Below are 18,812 nucleotides of genomic sequence, written 5' to 3' on the forward strand. Positions count from 1 at the left end.
TAAGCAGAAAGGAAAGTGTAAATGACTATTGTAGAGATTATGAAGACACGCAAAATCAAACAGAAGCATTTGTGCGAAGTCACAGGGCTAAGTCCTGAACAAGTGGAGAATGCTCTAAATGAGGATCGGGATGGAGTGTTAGCTGATAAGAAGAAGTTGGTTTTGCTTAAAGGCATTTGTACCGCTGAGTTTAAACGCAAAGCAATGCTCACCTTGGTAGCAAAGAACACGAATGGGTTAGATCCTGATACTCGTAAGAAAGTAGAGGAGTTGGCAAATGAAAACAGAAGATGATTTCTTTAGCTATAGAGAATGGAAGGAATACCTTGAAGAACAACAAATGAAGCAAGAGCTGGAAGAAAATCCAGATGCTATTAAAAAGCTATCGCTGGTTGAATTAAATAAGCTGATCGAGGAAGACAGTACAAATGAAATTGCCATCGAGCGCCGCAGAGAGTTGTTGGCTCAATATAAGAAAGAACGAGTAACACAGATCAAAGAACCTAAGAAAACAGTAGTAAGTAAACTCAAAGAAAAAATCAAGGGAGCGAATCAAGAATGACAGTAGAGTACACAGTAACCACACCAGAGGTAAAAGAATTAAAAGAGATCGATATCAATATCAATGAGTTGGAGAAAGAGTTAGATAGTCTGGTTGAAAAGAGAGACAAGAAAGCTTCAGCAAAAGGAAAGTATAGCTTAGAGACATTCAAGGCTAACAAAGAAGCAAATAAGGATATTGAAGATCTTGAGAAGGTGATTGCCGAGGCGTACCAAGAACGTGCAGAGATCACCAATAGTATCTATCTTAATTATATCAATCAGTTGAAAAATGAAACCAACCGGAAAGAAGCAGCGCTATTGTCTGAAGCAAAAGAACTATTTGACAACAAAGGATTCGCTGAAGTAACTGCTTTACTGGGAACAGAAACTACTAGACTGTTCCAATTAAATGATCAGTTAATCAAATCGCATAACAGCTCAATGAAACAACTTATAGATGTGTTGGGCATTAAGAACAAAAACATATTGGAGAGAGTTCAACGAGAATACTACAAAGGAGGATGGGGCTACGCCTCAGTGTTGGGTTCTTATTTCCATGATGTTAAACGATCAGTGAGTAACTACTTAGATGAAATCATTAGACTGAATGGCATGCCAGATAATAAATTTGAAATTAAAAAATAAATTAAATGATTAACGGTGTGGGATTGATTTATCCCCCCGTTATTTTTATAAAAAATAAATCGGTTAGGAATCGGGGATGGAACTCCGAAAAACACACAGGACCACACACGGGAGGGGGGCAAACATTGAAAAAGAAAGCAAAAGAAGCAAGAATAGCGGCTGAGAAAGAAAGACTAACAACATTGATGGACGGAGTACCTAGTAGTAGCGCTGAAGTAGTCAAAGGTTTGATTGAGCGAGTTTCATTTATGAATGTTACTTTGTCAGAACTTGAAGAGGATATCAATAAAAATGGGTCTATTGAACTTTTCAAGAATGGAAGCCAAGAATTTTACAAAGAATCGGCTTCAGTCAAGACATATAACACGATGATCAATAGATATACTGCCGCAGTTAAAGAATTGCTTAGATTGGTAGTCGAGAATGATAAAACAAAAATAGGAAGTCCAGAAGTAGACGAATTTATGAACTTTCTAACAACCAGAGAATGATCGGGGGATGAAAAATGGAAAGATTAGAATTTTTGCGGGATAAGGCGGATAACATTTGGTATCAACACACAGTAAAAACTGACTTAGGCAAATCTTTTGAAACGATTTCTAATTTTAAAGAATTGCTTCGGAAGTTAAAAGCGATCGAGCGAGAATTAAGGCTGATTCAGAAGAGAAACAGCTCTAATCGAGAGTATATTAAAAGCTATTTTTCTTTGCTTTCTAAAAGAATGGAAATTTGTGAGTTCCTAATAAATGAATTTCAAGATAGAAATGAAGTAGATGGTGTGAAATACGATAAATTAATGCAAGAAATGAAGAATAGGCAAGACGAATTTCTTGCGATCAGAAGACAGAAAATGCAAAGGAGATGAGAGTAAAATATGGCAGGAAGTGTAAGAGAAACCGATGTTGTCTTGAATTTTAAGACAAATGGAGAAGTCAATTACTCTAAAACGATCAAGGGGATCAATCGTGAAATGAACTTAGCAGTAACTGAATTCAACAATCAGATGTCTGCTATGGATAAAAATGCGACTGCAACTGAGAAGTTGACAGTTACCAAAAAGAAATTAGAAACCCAGTTGACGCTTGCTGAAAAGCGTACTCAACTTTTGCGAGAACAATATGAAAAATCAGTAGAAGAAACTGGTAAGTACTCAGCAGAATCTGAAAAACTTTATAAGAAGATGCTTGAATCCGAAACTGGTCAAAATAAATTAAAAGCCGCTTTGGATGAAACGAATGAAGCACTAAAAGAACAAGGTGATGTATCTATTGATACAGCCAAAAAGTTACAAAAAATTGAAGAAGCTGGCGAAAAAGTTGCGGGCGTTGGCAAGAAAATGACTGTAGGCGTTACAGCACCGATTATGGCTGCTGGGGCTGCTGGTTTAGCTGCATTCTCAGAAGTTGATGAAGCTATGGACACTATTATACAAAAGACAGGCGCAACAGGCGATGTTGCTGATCGTTTGTCTACCTCGTTTGAAAATGTTGGCTCAAACACTCACTTAGAACTACAAACAGTCGGAGAAGCGATTGGTGAAGTCAATACTCAATTTGGGTTCATGGATAAGAAATTGGAGGATTCGACCGATTACTTATTAAAATATGCTGAAATCAATAATACTGATGTATCACAGGCAGCAATTTCAGCTAGACAAGCGATAGAAGCCTATGATTTATCCTATGACGATTTGAACAAGGTTTTAGATGTGACAACGAAAACTTCGCAAGATACTGGGCAATCCGTTGATGATTTGATGAAAAAAGCTATTGATGGAGCACCTCAAATCAAACAGCTAGGATTGAGCTTTGATGAAGGTATTACATTAATGGGACAGTTTGAACAAGCCGGTGTAGATTCCGGAGGAGCGTTAGGTTATCTTTCGAAGACAGCAATTACTTATGCAAAAGATAATAAAAGTCTTGCACAAGGATTGGAAGAAACCTCTAAGAAGATAAAGAATGCTAAAAATGATCAAGAAGCTTTGACAATTACAAGTGAGGTTTTCGGAACAAGAGGCGCCACGAAAATGCTAGATGCTATAAAACGTGGAATTTTAAGTTTAGATGATTTATCAGAAGCAGCTAAAAACAGTGTTGGAGCAGTTGGAGATACGTTTGCAGAGACAGAAGATCCTATTGATGCGGCCAATCGTGCTATGAATAATGCGAAGTTCGCTTTAGCGGATGTCGGAGAGTCGATACAAATCAGCTTATTGCCTTTCTTTGAAATGGCGATCGAAGCTTTGAAGAGTTTTAAAGGATGGTGGGATTCTCTCGATCAAGGTACGAAGACTTGGATTATAACCATAGCAGGTATCATTGCTGCAGTTGGTCCTGTATTAGTTGTTTTAGGAACGCTTATGGGTTCCGTTACTAAGATCACCGCTGGGGTAAAAGATCTGGCCACTGTGTGGAGTGAGCTAGGCAAATTATTCGGATTATCTGGTGGATGGTTTGCCGTAGCTGTAATAGCAATAGCCGCATTAGTCGCTGGGCTAGTTTGGGCTTATAACAATGTTGAATGGTTTAGAAATGGCGTGAATGCATTTTTCCAAGGAGTTTCTGATATAGCGGTAGAAGTATTTAATTTTATGGGCGGATACATTAGCAATATTTTTGGAGGAATCATACAAAATTTCCAAAACTTTTTCGATGCAGGTAAGAGAATTTTTACCGGATTTATAGATTTTATAACTGGCATATTTACAGGTGATTGGGAACGAGCTTGGAACGGCGTTGTAAACATTTTCGGTGGTATCTTTGATATGATTGCTGCTATGGCTAAAGCACCACTAAACACAATGATTGGATTGATCAATGCATTTCTTGGTGGACTAAACAACATTAAAATTCCAAAATGGGTTCCTGGTGTTGGCGGAAAAGGGTTTAGTATATCCACGATTCCTTATTTAGCAGATGGCGGTCATGTATTAAATGGCCAAGCGATCGTTGGTGAAGCTGGACCAGAATTGCTTACGAACAAAAACGGCAAGACAACTGTTACTCCGTTATCAGACGAAGAAAAACGTAAAGGCATTGGCGGAAAAGTACAGCCTTCTAAAGTGGAACAACATATCCACATTGGCAATGTCGATGCGAATAACCCAAGCGAATTAAACAAAATGAACCGTAAATTTTACCGTGCAAGCAAACAAGCGCTTGGCGGAATAGGAGGATAAATACAAGGCACCTAGCTTATCGGCTGGGTGTCTTTTTTTGTTATGCTCGGAATATCGTATACTAGGAGGGTGATTGGCAAGACGAAGATTATGATTGAGTTTGAAAATATCAATGTTCAATAAGCGTGTTACTTTGCCTATTCAGTAAATTATTATATGATGATTATTATGATGACGGAACATAGTTCCACCTGCACGGCGTATGAGAATATGCTGTGCTATTTTTTCTGCAAAAAAATAACCACTCCCGGGGAGGAGTGGCACAATTAGATGAAAAAGTTTTTTATAAGGTGGTTTCATTATATTGACTATTTCCTAATCTTTCAAACTATTTGCTCAAAAATAACCCACCCTCAAGGAGAGTGGGCCTGAAAAAAGATAAAAAATGAAATAGCCCCGGTCAAGGCTATGATTCTATTCTACAAGAACATAGTTTTTATTTCAACAAAAAGTCCACCCTAGTCATGATAGAGTGGACCCAAAGAAGAGTAATATGAAAAATTGGATTGGTTTGTATGAGTCTACGATACATCTTTTATTAATTAAACTCAACCAATTTATGACGACTTTCTAATCAATAATTTCTATTACGTTGAAATAATGATAAAATAAAAAAGAAGAGTATTAGGCGCACTTCCCCAAGTTTTCACCGCCTAACTACTCTTCTTAAAGTATTGCACGCAATTACTAATTTATAGCATAAACTAAATTACTGCAAGTAATATGGATATATTTATGTACAAGCTCGCCTTAGCAAGTCATTTGTTTACCAAGGAAATTTGATGAAGATAAGAAGAAAAAAATTATAGAACAATTGATTGCCCCCAGCTAAAAAAGCTATCTAAAAACTATCTATTTGTAAAAATAGTTGTGAATATATGGATTTTAGAAGATAACTTTTAGAGATTTTTTATTGATATAACAGTATTTGCGCGTACTTAGATAGAAAATCGTTAAATGGAAGGGTCTGTGGGGTAATAGGGATACACCATTACATTCAGAGCTTCATTGACTTGATTAGTATGTTACTGTTTTCCATAAAATAATATGACAAAAAGGAGCACTCTTAGGAGTGCTCCTTTTTGTCGTTTTTTATTGGTAAAAAAGTGTGAGCATAGTGGAAATCTGCATAGAAAAACCGCACCATGACTATCTTTCGCAGCTCACAGGAAGATTACAATATTTTTTGGTTACTACGACTTCGACACTTATACTAATTCTTCAGCATATACGGTCATTTCATTCAATTTGTTTATTCGTTATTCTACTATCAATTTTCTTACAAAAAAGCTTCGTGATTAATCAAAAACGCAAACGAATTAAAAAACGCTTGTCTAATTTATGTGTATAAATGGAAAAACATTCCTCATCACTTGCTGGTAATTCAGATGAATGAATTGGGTTAATTGTTTTGTTAATAGAAGAAATAGTGAAATTGATTGAAATAAAAAGTGACCAATATGGATCAGTCGCCCTCATTACAAACTATTAAATGTAAAGTCACTTCTGAATTTAGTAGGAACAAATTCGATAATAGAATAAGTAGCAATACCATGAATTAAAAATGGATCTTCTTTGATAATAGATTGTGCCTCGTCTTTGGAGGACAAACGTGCTAATATGATTCCTCCTGTTCTAGGATTTTTACGTCCAGAGCAGATAAAATGACCTGAATCATAGTTTTTTTGTAGATATTGATTATGTGGGGGAAGAAATTTTTCTACTTGGCTTAAATCTTTTTGATAGGTCAATTCTAAAATAAATAAATTCTTCATGTTGGGGAGTCCTCCATTTTTACCTTATGACTGTTTTGCTTTTCAGACAATAGTTTTTACTGAATGTTATCACTTATATTCAAAGATGTTGAGTTAATTACCCTGCTCTTTAAGTATATGATCAACAATGACATGTTTTTTACATATCGGGTCTGACAAGAAAATTATACCAAAAGAATTTTAAACCAGTTATCGATATTTTGAATAATGTACAGAAGGGTTCGATCAGCTATTCACCCAATTTGTTGAAACGAAAAATAGCTAAACGAGTAGTAAGTAAAAGGCAGTATGCTAATGCGAGGTCATGATCATCCATGTGATACCGTATTTATCTTCAACCATACCATAGAGCGAGGACCAGAACACTGGCGCAAGAGGATCAATCACTTTTCCGTCTATCGAAAGGCTATTGAAAATAGTAGTAACTTCATCAGCGGATTCTTTCACAAGACAAAAGGAGAAAAAATCATTTGCTGGTCTATTTAGTCTGCCGTCTGTCATCATGATTCTCTGACCGTCGATGATGATTTCTGAGTCCATAACGAAATCATCAGGCATCTCAGGATCTAAACCTGAATCTATCGGGGCTTCACTCGCATAAACGATGGACTTAATTTGAGCGTCTAACGCCTCTTGATAAAATTTTATTGCATTTTCACAATTTCCTTGAAAACTTATAGCTGGGATAAGCATACAAAAATTCTCCTTTTTATTGATAGTATCACAAAGAAGTTACTCGCTTCTTTCAGTTTTTTCGTAGGAATCGGAAAATTTTGAATTGGTTGTCCAAAAAAGGAGCAGAATACGTCGCTGCAATTAAATGACAAAATAATGTCTTGGAAAAATCTCAGTAGGTTTTTCTACGTTATATTTGATGGTCATTGTATTGCCCACACCATATCTCATTGGAACAGGAATACTGTTTTCTGAGATATAATATTTTCCATCAATGGAGTAGCTAAAAGTTGCAAGTTTTGAATTGCGAAAATCCATCAGGTCGGGAAGAACAGTAGTGAATGCGACAATATTTCCTACGACTTCCTTTTTTTCAATTTTACCCATAGCTAATCACGCTCCTACTATAATTTTTATAGTGACAATTATAACATGCAGGAGTGTGCGTGAGGTGACATCAATGTCAATAACTCTTAATTTAAGTTCAAATAAACTGTTTAATCATTGGATAAGTATGTAAATATGATGATTAACTTGATTTTGTCTAGTCAAATGAGTAATTTCTGAATTTGTCTGATAAATGGTAGCAGAATAGGTACAAAATAGTTTTTACTGTTGTCATAGCATTGATGGCTAAATTATATTTTCCATCGATAGAGGTAAATAACTACAAGTTAATCACCTCAAATAAAAATATAAATATGAAGTGATCTAGATTATAGAAAACAAAGATGTGATAATAAAATAGCGAAATAAGTACTATAGTTAGAATTAATCTTTTCATCAATCATTGAATGAGGGGAGAGTGTAAAATATTTTGTGTAAATAGAAAAAAGGAAGTCCCTTCTGTAGAATAGAGTTACCACAACACATTCACAGAAGAGAGGACTTCCCTATGAACGATTTTACTACAGAAATTCTAAAGACTCTAGCGAACAAAGGCGATTTGAATGAATTATTCCGTGTCCATTTGGAGAAAGCAGTCAATACGCTTCTCAAAACGGAGTTAACGGCTTTCCTAGATTACGAAAAGTATGATCGCATTGGTTTTAACACGGGTAATTCTCGTAACGGCTCCTATGACCGTACGGTCAAGACCGAGTATGGGGAACTTCATCTCCAGATTCCGCGCGACCGCAATGGTGAGTTCAAGCAACAGACTGTTCCTGCTTATAGACGGACGAATGACACGTTAGAGGAGACCGTCATTCACCTCTTCCGAAAAGGTATTACCATGTCGGAAATCGCAGACTTGATTGAGAAAATGTATGGGCATCACTACACGCCCCAAACCATGTCCAATATAACAAAATCATTTACAGAAGAGGTAACGGCGTTTAAAGGGCGGGAGCTTCATGACCGTTATGCTGCTATTTATATGGACGCAACGTATATTCCGTTAAAGCGGAAAACCGTCGCCAAGGAAGCTATTCATATCGCAGTTGGCATTCGCCCGGACGGATCAAAGGAAGTATTGAGCTATGCGATTGCACCGACTGAATCCATCACGATTTGGGAGGAAATTTTATTGGACCTTCAAGAGCGCGGTTTGAAAAATGTCCTCCTGTTCATCACGGATGGCTTAAAGGGGATGGTAGGAGCGATTAGTCGGTTCTATCCCAAAGCTCGTTTTCAACATTGTTGTGTACACGTTTCCCGTAATATCAGTCACAAAGTGCGTGTCGATGATCGTAAGGAAGTCTGTGATGATTTTAAAATGGTGTATCAAGCCTCATCTAAAGAGGTGGCGTTGGAAGCACGTGGTGCTTTTGCGGAAAAATGGAAAACCAGCTATCCAAAAGTGGTTGAATCGATTCTTTCGAACGATCACTTGCTCACTTTCTATGATTTCCCCTTGGCCATACGCAAGAGTATTTATTCTACGAACTTGATTGAATCCTTTAATAAGCAAATCAAGAAATACAGCCACCGCAAGGAACAGTTCCAAAACGAAGAGTCGATGGAACGTTTCTTAGTCTCGTCTTTTGATACTTACAACCAAAAATTCCTAGGTCGCAGTCATAAAGGCTTTCAACAGGCCGAAGGCGAACTTGAACAAATGCTAAGCCAACTGATTGAGAATTAGAAACAATCTGCAGTAGGGAAGAATCATTTACACAAAATTATTGACGCTCCCTTCTGTTGTAATTCAAAGATAAATAATTGTTGATTTCAAATCATGAAGTATATATTATATATTTAGAAAAATCAGAACATATTAATCAATTATATCGCTATAAACTATTAAAATATTCAATTATTGTAAATCATTCAAAATTAAGCACGTGTATTGTTTTATTACTTAAAGCGTAAGTTATTTATAATTACACTGAGAAAACTAGTCATTCTTTGATAGCTAAAAAATTGCTACCATTTCTTGAACATATGAGAGATGATAAAAATATTTATTAGTGTATTAAAAAATTTGCCAATTACTGATCTTATTGATTATGAATTGAATGAGATTAACTATATAAAGAGGATTGAAAAATGAACATATATATATTGATTTGTTTATTTATCTGGATTTACTTATTGTCCATAATGAAACGCTCTAGACTGTCAGCCTTCTACTTTATTTTAGGCAGTATAGGTTTGTTTTATTTCCTGATCTTGTTTAGTAGACCTTATTGGGTTTGGTTCTTGACTCAATTGTTAATTAAAGCAGTCGCTTTATTTGATTCAATCACTCATGTTACAGAGACGTTTAGTCAGTATAGTTTGCTTGTTGTCCATAGTGCAAAGGAACAAATGTCTTTGTATGTTGATTATGAATGTTCAGGGGTTATAGAAACAGCAGCATTTTTAGGATTGTTGACTTTCTATCCTTTATACGATCGACAGGAAAAATTTTTCTATGGAATTTTTGGTATATTATGTATTTTTGCTAGCAATGTCATAAGGTTACTTCTTGTTATTATGCTTGTGCATTTTGGCGGTAGTCAACTTTATTTCTTTGCACATTCGATATTAGGGCGATTAATCTTTTATGGATTAGTCATTGCTTTATATTATTACACATTTACGTATTCTCAAGTGGCCAAAAGTTTGTATCAAAAAAAGAGTAAATTGCTTAAAAGAGGGGTATATTAATGGATTATGTATTTAACTTAACACTTGCACAAATGGGCTTCTGGATTACTTGGTTGCTCATTCCTTTGTTAGTGGAAATCATACCAGGTATCTATTCCATTTGTTACTTATTCTTCAAAAAGTTTCGGATTAAACCGTTGGAATTACCAGAGAAATTGCCTTTCATAACTGTAATCATCCCTGTTTATAATTCGGCAGATTCTTTATATAAATGCATCCAGTCGATTGATGCTTCTTCATATCCGAATGAAAATATTCAAATTATTTTAGCAGACAATGGAAGTACAGACTCTAGCTTTTCTGTATTTGATGAGGCACATAATCAGTTCAACCATCTTAATATGCATTGGATTCGCACTGAACAAGGAAAAGCACAAGCACTGAATTCTGCTATATACAATAGTATCGGCACATACATTATCAATATAGATAGCGATGGTTATTTAGAACCGACAGCGTTGATGAACATGGTTCTAAATTTTGAAAGTAATTGTAGTATCTCTGCCATGACTGGTACGATATTAACGCAAAAAGAAGTTATTGAGAAAACTAAATCCTCGTTGATTCGTTGGGTACAAAAAAGTGAATACATAGAATATGCCCAGTCTTTTCTAGCTGGACGAAATGTCGAAGCAATGAATAATCATTTATTCACAATGGCCGGTGCATTTTCTGGTTTTAGAAAAGAAATTTTAATTAATACCTATCTCTACAACACAGATACTGTTGGAGAGGATACCGATATGACGTTTCAAATAAGGCATCGATTAAAAGGAAAAGTTTCATTATGTGAGAATGCTATATTCTATGTGGAACCGATCCAAACTCTCGATGAATTATATATTCAACGACAAAGGTGGCAGCGAGGTGAGCTAGAAGTAGCCAAGGAGTATTCTGAAGAGCAAGTTGGTTTAAGCAAATTTTTTGATAATTTTTTGGTACGCAGGTTAATTATTGACCATACGTTTATTTTTCCAAAAATGATTTGGTTGTTTGCTAGTACCGTTTTATTTTTCTTTGGTTATACAGTTAAAATATTGTTCCTATCTTATTTACTCATTTATTTGCTTTATTTCTTTGACTCGTTACTCAAATTTATCAGCATTTCATTGTTGTTGCAATCCTTTAAGTCTGAACAAAAATTTTATTTTAAACAATGGATAGAAGTGTTAACCTTTCCATTCTATAATTTCTTAATATCATGGTTTCGTTTGATTGGAATTATTAATGAAATCACTTCTACTTCGAAATGGAATGCGACGCCTTTTTCAAAAGAAATAGGACAGATTAAAGAAACTATTTCCAATGATTTAATGAAAATTAGAAAGAAGTGATCATCATTGTCAGAAAAAAGCTGTATCTATAAATTTAAATCACATGTTAATGCAAGTCATGCGATGCGGTGGGAAGGTGGTATGGGAGCAAAACATAATCACACCTGGGAAATTATTTGTGAAATCAAATCCAATAATGGCGAAATGCACTTGTTTGAAGAAATAGAAGGGGTGCTAAAGGATTTCTTCCAACCTTTCTCAGGCTGTTTCTTAAATGAAATGTCACCGTTTGTGGAAATCAACCCATCAGTTGAGAATGTAGCTAATTATTTCTATGATCAATTATTTCATAGATTTGCAGCAATCCAAACGGAGTTGATTCGGATTGAAGTAGGGGAATCACCTACTCGCTTTTATTGTATTGAAAAACAAGGGTAACATGGGGTGGAGAATGAAATCGAAAATATTTAATGCTGGGAATAGACTAATTAACGTCCTATTCTTTATCTTCATAGTTTCGGCGTTATTGTTTGCACTGACTTCTCCTAATTTAATAATCGGAGATAATCAAACCCTTGGAACCAGTACGACATTAGTTACGACTTATCTTGTTTTAAGTGCAGTTGCTTTGTTCATTGCGCTTTATTGTCATCCAAAATTACAACGATCATTTAAGTGGCTTTTTGTAAAAAATCGCATGATAGCTATCACTATATTCATTATAGTTGTTTTAGTTTGGCAAGTGACCTTTGTACACTTCTTACATCCGGCGATAGGCTGGGATGTGTCAGCAATTCATGATGCCCTGACAGATAACATGAGTCCTGAGATTCTTGCTTATTATAGTTTGAATCAGAATAATCTACCGCTTCTCTTGTGGCAACATCAATTGTCTGAGTGGTTCTCAACGACTTCGTGGCTCTTTTTTGATTTTGTGACACTCTTTTTAGTTGATCTTTCAGTCTTGCTCAACGTACTATCGATTCGCTTACTAGCCCGAAACTATTTGTTTCCTTCTATTTATCTGCAAGGAATCTGGTTATTGGTATTTCCTTGGATCATCGTCCCGTATACGGATACATGGGTCTTGCCTTTTGTTTCTTCCAGTCTATTCTTTTACGCATTGATGAACAAGAAAAAGCTTAACTTAAAATACAGAGCAGTTGGAGCTATTGCTATGGCTGTGGTTGCCACATTGGGTTATTTCATCAAACCGTCAGCGTTGATTCCTATCATTGCTATTTTATTGATTGAACTAGTAAGTTTTTTTGAAAAAAAATGGCAGTCAAAAGGTCGTTTGGTATTGCTATTAATAGCCGTACTTACCGCAGGTGTAACGTATGCTGTCTGCAATCAACTATTAGAAAAGCAGCAGTATATTACTATAGATGAAAGTCGCGGAATTCCAATGATTCATTTTATGAACATCGGCCTAACCAACGATGGTGGGTATAGTGCTGAAGATGCACAAGCAATGGCTAAATTACCGAGTAAAGAAGCGAAGATCGCTTATTCAAAAGAAAAAATCCACGAGCGTCTCAAAGAAAGAGGAATTCTTGGCTATTTGAACTTTCTATTTCAAAAACATCGAAACAATACATCAGATGGAACATTTGCTTGGCTAAAAGAAGGGTCATTTATCAAAGAGAGAGAAATACCTACGGGTAAAGGATACAGCGGTTGGCTAGAAGAATGGTATTACTTGTATGGAGAACGAATCGCTGATTTTCGTTTTATTGCACAAATTTGGTGGGTCACTTGTCTTTTTTTTATCGTATTTGGATGGAAGTATCAAGGAAAATTTGAACAGATGTTGCGACTGAGTTTAGTTGGAGGATTCATTTTCTTGCTTTTGTTTGAAGGAGGACGTAGTCGATATTTAATTCAGTTTTTACCAATTTTTTTATTATTGGCAAGTCTTTCTATGGACAACAGCATAAATTTTATTAAACGACTCTTCGCATCGAAATGACGGATTACATGCAGAATGATTAGAAACAAATATTTCTTGTTACCATCAAGGCTGTCTCTACTTGATATAGAATCTTTAACTCCATCATTCATGTGAGGGTAACCCGATTAGCTATTTTTAACAAAATGTGATTTAAAAAAGTTGTTTGGGTTTTGACAATGATCAATAGTGCCTCGCTTTTTTATCATTATTCAGAATTTCACTAATGGGATTGTTGTTCAAAACATTGATTTACAAATGATCATTCTTTTCTAGTCTCTATATCTATTTTGATAAAAATGGTTCGTTTGCTTTGATATTTTCTAAGTATAATTGTTGTTTTTTACTATATGTATCAAGGAGAATATCCCACATCAAGTATTATTTTGTTTAAGCGAATAGTAAGTATATTGGAATAATCATATTTTTTGAAAAATTGTTAAGGGAGTATTTTTTGGTAATGAATTATAATGATTTAAATTTTTTTTGTCAGGGGATTCATCACCCAGAAACGAAGAAAACAATTTATTATGAGTTATTATTAAGAAAAAAAGAAAGTGAAAGTATTTTTCCTAAAGATTTTCATTTGAGTATAATTAGCGATCTAGATAAACATTGGCTATATATGTATTGGCTAAAGAAAACGTTAATTAAGATCTTAGAAAATAATCCGAAAAAAATTTTTAGTCTTAATTTAGACCCACAAGAGTTAGAGTACGACTCCACCTTTTTACTGCTTGAAGAGTTGAGGCGGTATAAGCATCAATTAATTATTGAAATCACAGAAACTCCGCCCCTTAAGAGAAACTACCCCTATTACTCTTTAATAAGCGAAGATGCTTTAAAAAAAATTATCCAATTTGGTTACACAGTTTCTATAGATGATGTTGGTCAAGGGATTAATTCTTTAAGTGCTATGTTTAAAATGAAAAATTACTTTCATATCATCAAATTTTCAACAATGGTATTTAGGAAAACAACTTCGGAAGAAACTTTGAAGCAAATTATAAAGTTGTTTGCAAGCATTGCGATTCAGTTAGATAAGCTCTTTGTTGTTGAAGGAATAGAAAATCAAGAATTTGCACAATGGTTAGAAACAAATATTTCTTGTTATCATCAAGGCTATCTTTACTCGATACCGAAAAGGCTCCAAAATATCGATTGATAAGGAGGAAGTTTTTGATGGAAATATTTTATGGAATGTATTTTATGATTATTCGGCTATTTATTGTAATGGGACTCCTTTTTTGTAACTACATGATTTTTATGGGAGTAACTCAATCACCTGTTTTTGAAACAAAAAGTAGTCTAAAAAGAATTATTTGGATATTGATTATAATCAATAGTTTGTTAATTTTGCAAGGGGTACCTGGTTTTTCTTACATTATTCAGAATTACGCTTATGGTATTGTTGTTCAAAATATTGATTTACAAATGGTCATTCTTTTCTATAGTTTATATCTATTTAGAGAAAAATGGGTCATTTACTTTAATGTGTTTCTAGGCAGTATTATTACCTTTTACTATATGTATCAAGGAGAATATCACACAACACAAGATTACATTATTTCAATAGCTATTATAGGAGGGATCTTTTTATCATGTTATCTTGTTTTGGTTTTAGAAGATAGAGCCCTAACAGATTTTTCTACATTCTTTTTGTCAATTTTTCTTTTCGGATCTACTTGGGGGTTCAAAATGAATCCATCTTTGAAATTTGATTTTCCTACATATATTGTTTTCTTATTAAACTTTCTTTTTTTGATGATTATAGTTCGTTTAGTCAACAGATTAGTGTATAAACAATTTGCAAAAATAAATGAATTATCAAACCAAGTTCAAATAGATTTTTTGACTGGTATAAAAAATCGATTGACTTTTGAACAAGAATTTAAGAAACGGTTCGATTCTCCGAATTTAAAAAATAGTTTGGTGCTTGCTATAGTCGACATCGACCATTTTAAAAGGATCAATGATAATTATGGACATGATACAGGTGATAGAATTTTAAAAAGTGTAGCTCAAATCATTGAAGAAACACTCTTTCAATATCAATTAGAAAATCAGGTATTTCGGATTGGGGGGGAAGAGTTCGGGTTATTATTTCAAGAAGAACAACATCATGATATTTTGGATATCTTGAAAGTGATAAGTAAAAAGATAAAAAATTTTTCCTTCATTATTGAGGGAGAAGAAATTCGAGTAACCATTTCCACTGGTGTATCTCATTATAATATAACGGATCATAGTAAGAAGGATCTTTATAAGCGTGCGGATGAATACTTATATATCGCTAAGCGCGCGGGACGTAATGCCATATTTATGGATGGTAAAATCAATTATATTACCTAATTAGAATAGATTGTGTTTCTACTTTTACAGTATTTATAGCGGTTATTAGGGAGGAGAACCAAATGAAAAAAAAATACTATCAGTTGCTTATCGCTTTACTAGTCATGGTAATAACGGATGTTTTTTTGACAATAAATGCTCATGCAGACAATAAGTATGATATTGTGATTGATGGTGCATTTAGTGACTGGTCAGACTTGCCAAAGACTAAAATGTTTTTTTCTTATGAAAATGGACAAAATATTAAATATGCTAGCCTAGTCACGGATGATAAGAACTTGTATTTCTGTTTGGATATGGCACCAGAAGGACATAACTACCGTAATTTACAACCAAGTGGACATAGGTTGACAATTGGAAACAAAGTGTATTGGATGACATTTATTAATGTATTTAATAGTGAAGACCTGTCAGTTATTGGTCAAACAAAAGATGTTCAGGTCAATTTTTGGGCTGAAGATAATACTGTTAACTTAACGATTCCAGGGAAACTTACTCGTGTAAAAACGAATTATAGCGCTACTTCTTACTCAGATACAGTGGAAGTTGCAGCTCCTTTTGAGCAATTGAAAGTAGAAGCAACAAGCAGTCAAACTATCACTTATAGCAATAACAATTTGGGACAGCAGATGATTTCTGTAGCAGGAGGAAGCACTGGGCCATGGATACTTGCCGGAATTGCAGCAGTAATCGTAGGTTATTCTTTATGGAAAAAAGAGAAATCCCAAAAAATTAAAATAAAAAACTTACTCTCAAGAATTTCTTGATTAATAATTAGGAATATTTATGAGGAAATAGCTATAGTATAAATACAAAAATTGTATTTGAATAACAATTTTTGTGGTTAAAGATGTCTTGATTTAATTATTTCAAATTTCTTATAATAGAATTAAAGATATCTTTTAAGATATTTTGAGGGGGAATTTTGGGGAAGTGGTTGCCCCTCTTTTTTACATAAATTATTATATTTTAAAAGAATATAGAACATATAATTACTATATCTAGATGGAAACAACTTTATGGAATGAGTGAATATAGTGCTTGATTAAAATTCTATGCCAACGCAATTGTAAAAATAATATAGAGATTTACTTAACTATGTTACATTTGAAAATATGTATCATCCTATTCGTTTTTATTGCGATATAATCTTAAGAAATATCTTGTTGTATTGGTATTTGTGAAGGAAAAACACTCCATGTAATTTAGCAAATTTACAATGATTTAGAAAATCATTTTATTTATATCCAAATGTGGTAATAATAGATGTAAGAATTTTTTAAGAGGTGATTATTGCATGAAGAAAAAAATATACTCCACGCCCTAAATCAGACTTTGAAAAGCGTTTATTTAAAAGATTTGAAGAACCTAATCGTTTAAAAGCGCTGGAAAAAACTAGATATAAGAGAGCAAGTAAAGGTGGATTTTTATTAATTCAAGTAATTAGTTATTTTAGCTGAATATATTTTTTTTAGATATCGATCAATCTTAAGTAAAAAACAAGAATCCCTATACACAATCATAGGTATTAATAGTAGGTAAGGTTTGTAAGAAAGACTAACTATATAGAGTCAAGTGAAAATTAGCTAAATCAAAAAAATATTTTATAACAGTTAAGTCCAAAAAATGAGTACAACAAATAGACCTTTCACTATTAGATTTTTTTGATTGTTCAATAGCTAATCGGAAACAATCTTATAAGGTTCATTTTTAGTTAAAATAGCATGAATCACATAACAAAGCTTACGAGAAACAGCACCTAAGGCCGTCAGATGATGCTTTCCCTCAGAAATTTTTTTCTGATAAAACGCGCGAAAAACAGGATCACATCGAGAAGCAACTAGAGCAGCTGAAAACGAGGCTTTTCGTAAGTATGGAGATCCACGCTTGCTCATAACATTATGTGTTGCTTCGTATTGCCCAGATTGGGACACAGACGCGTCTATGCCAGCATAAGCAACCAGTTTTTTCGGATTAGAAAATTTGCGAATGTCTCCAATTTCACCAAGAATTGTCGCGCCATTTATAGGGCCGATTCCAGGGATTGTGAGAATAACAGAGTCTAAATTACTCATTATGCGCTTAATTTCTTTTTCAGTTTCTTTTACTTGGCTTTCGATGAATTTCAATTGTTCAATCATGGAGCGTAATTGAAATGTAAAAGCTTCTTGAGCAAATTTCACTCCAAAGGAGTTAGAAGCTGCTTGCTTCAATTGATCTGCTTTCTCTGGCTTTATTCGGTTCCTGCTTAACTCAGCTAAGTATTGAGCCAACGTTTCTGCCGAAATTTCTTCTAGCTCTATAGGAGAACTAAACTCAAGCAATAACTCTTTAGACGCTTTTCCGAAAATACCTTGTTTAGAAAAAATTGATGCATATTCAGGAAACACTTGATCTAGTACAGCTATGATTTTTCGTTTGAAGTCGCTTGCGGTACCTACTAAATAGGTTCGGTAACGTGAAAGTTGTTTTAACGAAAAAACATTTTCATCAGACAATACTGTTTCTACAAAGGAACCATAACGCATCAAGTCAGCAATCAAAACAGAATCAATAATATCATTTTTTCGTTTTCTGATTTCTGTTCCTTTGCGCCAGCCATCGGTTTGAAGAGGATTCACAACGTGAATCAAAAAGTCTGATTCGTGGAGGTATGAAAAGATGGAGAGCCAATAATGACCCGTAGCTTCCATTCCGACAATAAAGTCAGCGGGAGTCTCTGAATATTTTGAAAGCCGCTCAATCAGGGAATCAGCTCCTTCAGTAGTGTTAGGGAAAGAAAAACCTTTTAGGATCACTTTACCTTCTTCACTCATTAAAGAAGCCACGTGAGTTCGCTTGCCGATATCAATTCCTAAGAAGTACATACATTTGACCTTTCTAAAAAAATATTTTTGATTGAAACCCGCTCAACTGAAAAGCGTCACTACCTTGTACGAGATACGGAGTAAAGCAAAAACTTTCAACATCTAACTCATACGTAATCCACTTATCAGAGAGAGGTGCCAGTCTTTCGATTACGAGCTTCAAAACTCAAGGAGGCAACGGCAAAGCCTCTCAATCCAATAAATATATTATCTCAAAATGAATGAGTTAATACCAAATTAAAATAACGATGGTTCATAGGGTTATCCAATCAAAACCGGAAGGTTAAAACCCTAACTCTAATATACAAGGAAGTTAATGAGTGATTCCAAATTATTTGCGAAGAGAGTTTCATGTACTTTTTTTTACTATTAATAAAAAGGAAACAAGAACGGAAGAAATTTCTTTTAATTTAAAAATTTCTAAAAGAGCAGTTAGAGAAACTATTAAAACGATAA

18 protein-coding genes are annotated in these 18,812 nt (G+C 34.4%); 14 read left to right on the plus strand and 4 right to left on the minus strand.

What is annotated here, in order from left to right:
* The first annotated feature begins 21 nt into the window (after window positions 1-21).
* The 6 genes from IGJ25_RS03680 (at window position 22) to IGJ25_RS03705 (ending at window position 4,369) form a co-directional block, all read left to right on the plus strand.
* Entirely contained in the window at window positions 22-294 is a 273-nt protein-coding gene (locus IGJ25_RS03680; protein ID WP_317745569.1) for a hypothetical protein, read from the plus strand.
* Window positions 278-562 (plus strand): hypothetical protein, encoded by a 285-nt coding sequence (locus IGJ25_RS03685; RefSeq protein ID WP_216448641.1) that lies wholly within the window; start codon window positions 278-280, stop codon window positions 560-562. Before IGJ25_RS03680 ends, IGJ25_RS03685 begins: the two co-directional genes overlap by 17 nt.
* Window positions 559-1,188, plus strand: a complete 630-nt coding sequence (locus tag IGJ25_RS03690) for a hypothetical protein (protein ID WP_225001459.1) — start codon at window positions 559-561, stop codon at window positions 1,186-1,188. The genes IGJ25_RS03685 and IGJ25_RS03690 overlap by 4 nt, the downstream gene beginning before the upstream one ends.
* Before the next feature lie 125 nt (window positions 1,189-1,313).
* Window positions 1,314-1,679, plus strand: coding sequence for a hypothetical protein (locus IGJ25_RS03695; RefSeq protein ID WP_010749671.1), 366 nt, complete (start codon window positions 1,314-1,316; stop codon window positions 1,677-1,679).
* Window positions 1,680-1,693: 14 nt separating this feature from the next.
* Complete coding sequence (locus IGJ25_RS03700) at window positions 1,694-2,053, plus strand: hypothetical protein (protein ID WP_438779105.1); 360 nt, start codon at window positions 1,694-1,696, stop codon at window positions 2,051-2,053.
* 9 nt (window positions 2,054-2,062) lie between these two features.
* Complete coding sequence (locus tag IGJ25_RS03705; protein ID WP_438779106.1) at window positions 2,063-4,369, plus strand: phage tail tape measure protein; 2,307 nt, start codon at window positions 2,063-2,065, stop codon at window positions 4,367-4,369.
* Between the two features lie 1,478 nt (window positions 4,370-5,847).
* Here the strand turns inward: IGJ25_RS03705 and IGJ25_RS03710 are convergent.
* The 3 genes from IGJ25_RS03710 to IGJ25_RS03720 form a co-directional block, all read right to left on the minus strand.
* Complete coding sequence (locus tag IGJ25_RS03710) at window positions 5,848-6,144, minus strand: YciI family protein (protein ID WP_081117388.1); 297 nt, start codon at window positions 6,142-6,144, stop codon at window positions 5,848-5,850.
* Window positions 6,145-6,435: 291 nt separating this feature from the next.
* Complete coding sequence (locus IGJ25_RS03715) at window positions 6,436-6,837, minus strand: VOC family protein (RefSeq protein WP_081117389.1); 402 nt, start codon at window positions 6,835-6,837, stop codon at window positions 6,436-6,438.
* Between the two features lie 123 nt (window positions 6,838-6,960).
* Window positions 6,961-7,206 carry a hypothetical protein gene (locus tag IGJ25_RS03720; protein WP_081117390.1) on the minus strand — a complete coding sequence of 82 codons (246 nt, stop codon included), beginning with the start codon at window positions 7,204-7,206 and terminating at the stop codon, window positions 6,961-6,963.
* Between the two features lie 508 nt (window positions 7,207-7,714).
* On the opposite strand from IGJ25_RS03720, the gene IGJ25_RS03725 reads away from it, so the two are divergent.
* The 8 genes from IGJ25_RS03725 to IGJ25_RS03760 all read left to right on the plus strand — a co-directional run bounded on the left by IGJ25_RS03725 (window position 7,715) and on the right by IGJ25_RS03760 (window position 16,256).
* Complete coding sequence (locus tag IGJ25_RS03725) at window positions 7,715-8,905, plus strand: IS256-like element ISLgar5 family transposase (RefSeq protein WP_002324630.1); 1,191 nt, start codon at window positions 7,715-7,717, stop codon at window positions 8,903-8,905.
* Between the two features lie 404 nt (window positions 8,906-9,309).
* A complete protein-coding gene (xrtG, locus tag IGJ25_RS03730; protein ID WP_002326396.1) occupies window positions 9,310-9,912 on the plus strand; it encodes an exosortase family protein XrtG in 603 nt (200 codons plus the stop codon).
* Window positions 9,912-11,246: a TIGR03111 family XrtG-associated glycosyltransferase gene (locus IGJ25_RS03735; protein ID WP_081117380.1), complete on the plus strand. Its 1,335-nt coding sequence runs from the start codon at window positions 9,912-9,914 to the stop codon at window positions 11,244-11,246. The genes xrtG and IGJ25_RS03735 overlap by 1 nt, the downstream gene beginning before the upstream one ends.
* 6 nt (window positions 11,247-11,252) lie before the next feature.
* The gene (locus IGJ25_RS03740; protein ID WP_002326398.1) at window positions 11,253-11,624 is read left to right on the plus strand and encodes a 6-carboxytetrahydropterin synthase; all 372 of its coding nucleotides are present in this window, start codon (window positions 11,253-11,255) and stop codon (window positions 11,622-11,624) included.
* A 13-nt stretch (window positions 11,625-11,637) separates the two neighbouring features.
* Window positions 11,638-13,158, plus strand: coding sequence for a TIGR03766 family XrtG-associated glycosyltransferase (locus IGJ25_RS03745; RefSeq protein ID WP_025478680.1), 1,521 nt, complete (start codon window positions 11,638-11,640; stop codon window positions 13,156-13,158).
* 439 nt (window positions 13,159-13,597) lie between these two features.
* The gene (locus tag IGJ25_RS03750; protein WP_194185778.1) at window positions 13,598-14,302 is read left to right on the plus strand and encodes an EAL domain-containing protein; all 705 of its coding nucleotides are present in this window, start codon (window positions 13,598-13,600) and stop codon (window positions 14,300-14,302) included.
* Between the two features lie 17 nt (window positions 14,303-14,319).
* Window positions 14,320-15,489 (plus strand): GGDEF domain-containing protein, encoded by a 1,170-nt coding sequence (locus IGJ25_RS03755; RefSeq protein ID WP_162783196.1) that lies wholly within the window; start codon window positions 14,320-14,322, stop codon window positions 15,487-15,489.
* 62 nt (window positions 15,490-15,551) lie between these two features.
* Window positions 15,552-16,256 carry a Firmicu-CTERM sorting domain-containing protein gene (locus IGJ25_RS03760; protein ID WP_002326402.1) on the plus strand — a complete coding sequence of 235 codons (705 nt, stop codon included), beginning with the start codon at window positions 15,552-15,554 and terminating at the stop codon, window positions 16,254-16,256.
* 912 nt (window positions 16,257-17,168) lie between these two features.
* Here the strand turns inward: IGJ25_RS03760 and IGJ25_RS03765 are convergent.
* On the minus strand, window positions 17,169-18,356 hold the full coding sequence (locus IGJ25_RS03765) for an IS110 family transposase (protein ID WP_438779107.1): 1,188 nt from the start codon (window positions 18,354-18,356) through the stop codon (window positions 17,169-17,171).
* Window positions 18,357-18,812: the final 456 nt, after the last annotated feature.

Origin of the sequence: Enterococcus sp. DIV0240d (assembly GCF_051711245.1) — a bacterium.
Classification (GTDB): domain Bacteria; phylum Bacillota; class Bacilli; order Lactobacillales; family Enterococcaceae; genus Enterococcus_D; species Enterococcus_D casseliflavus.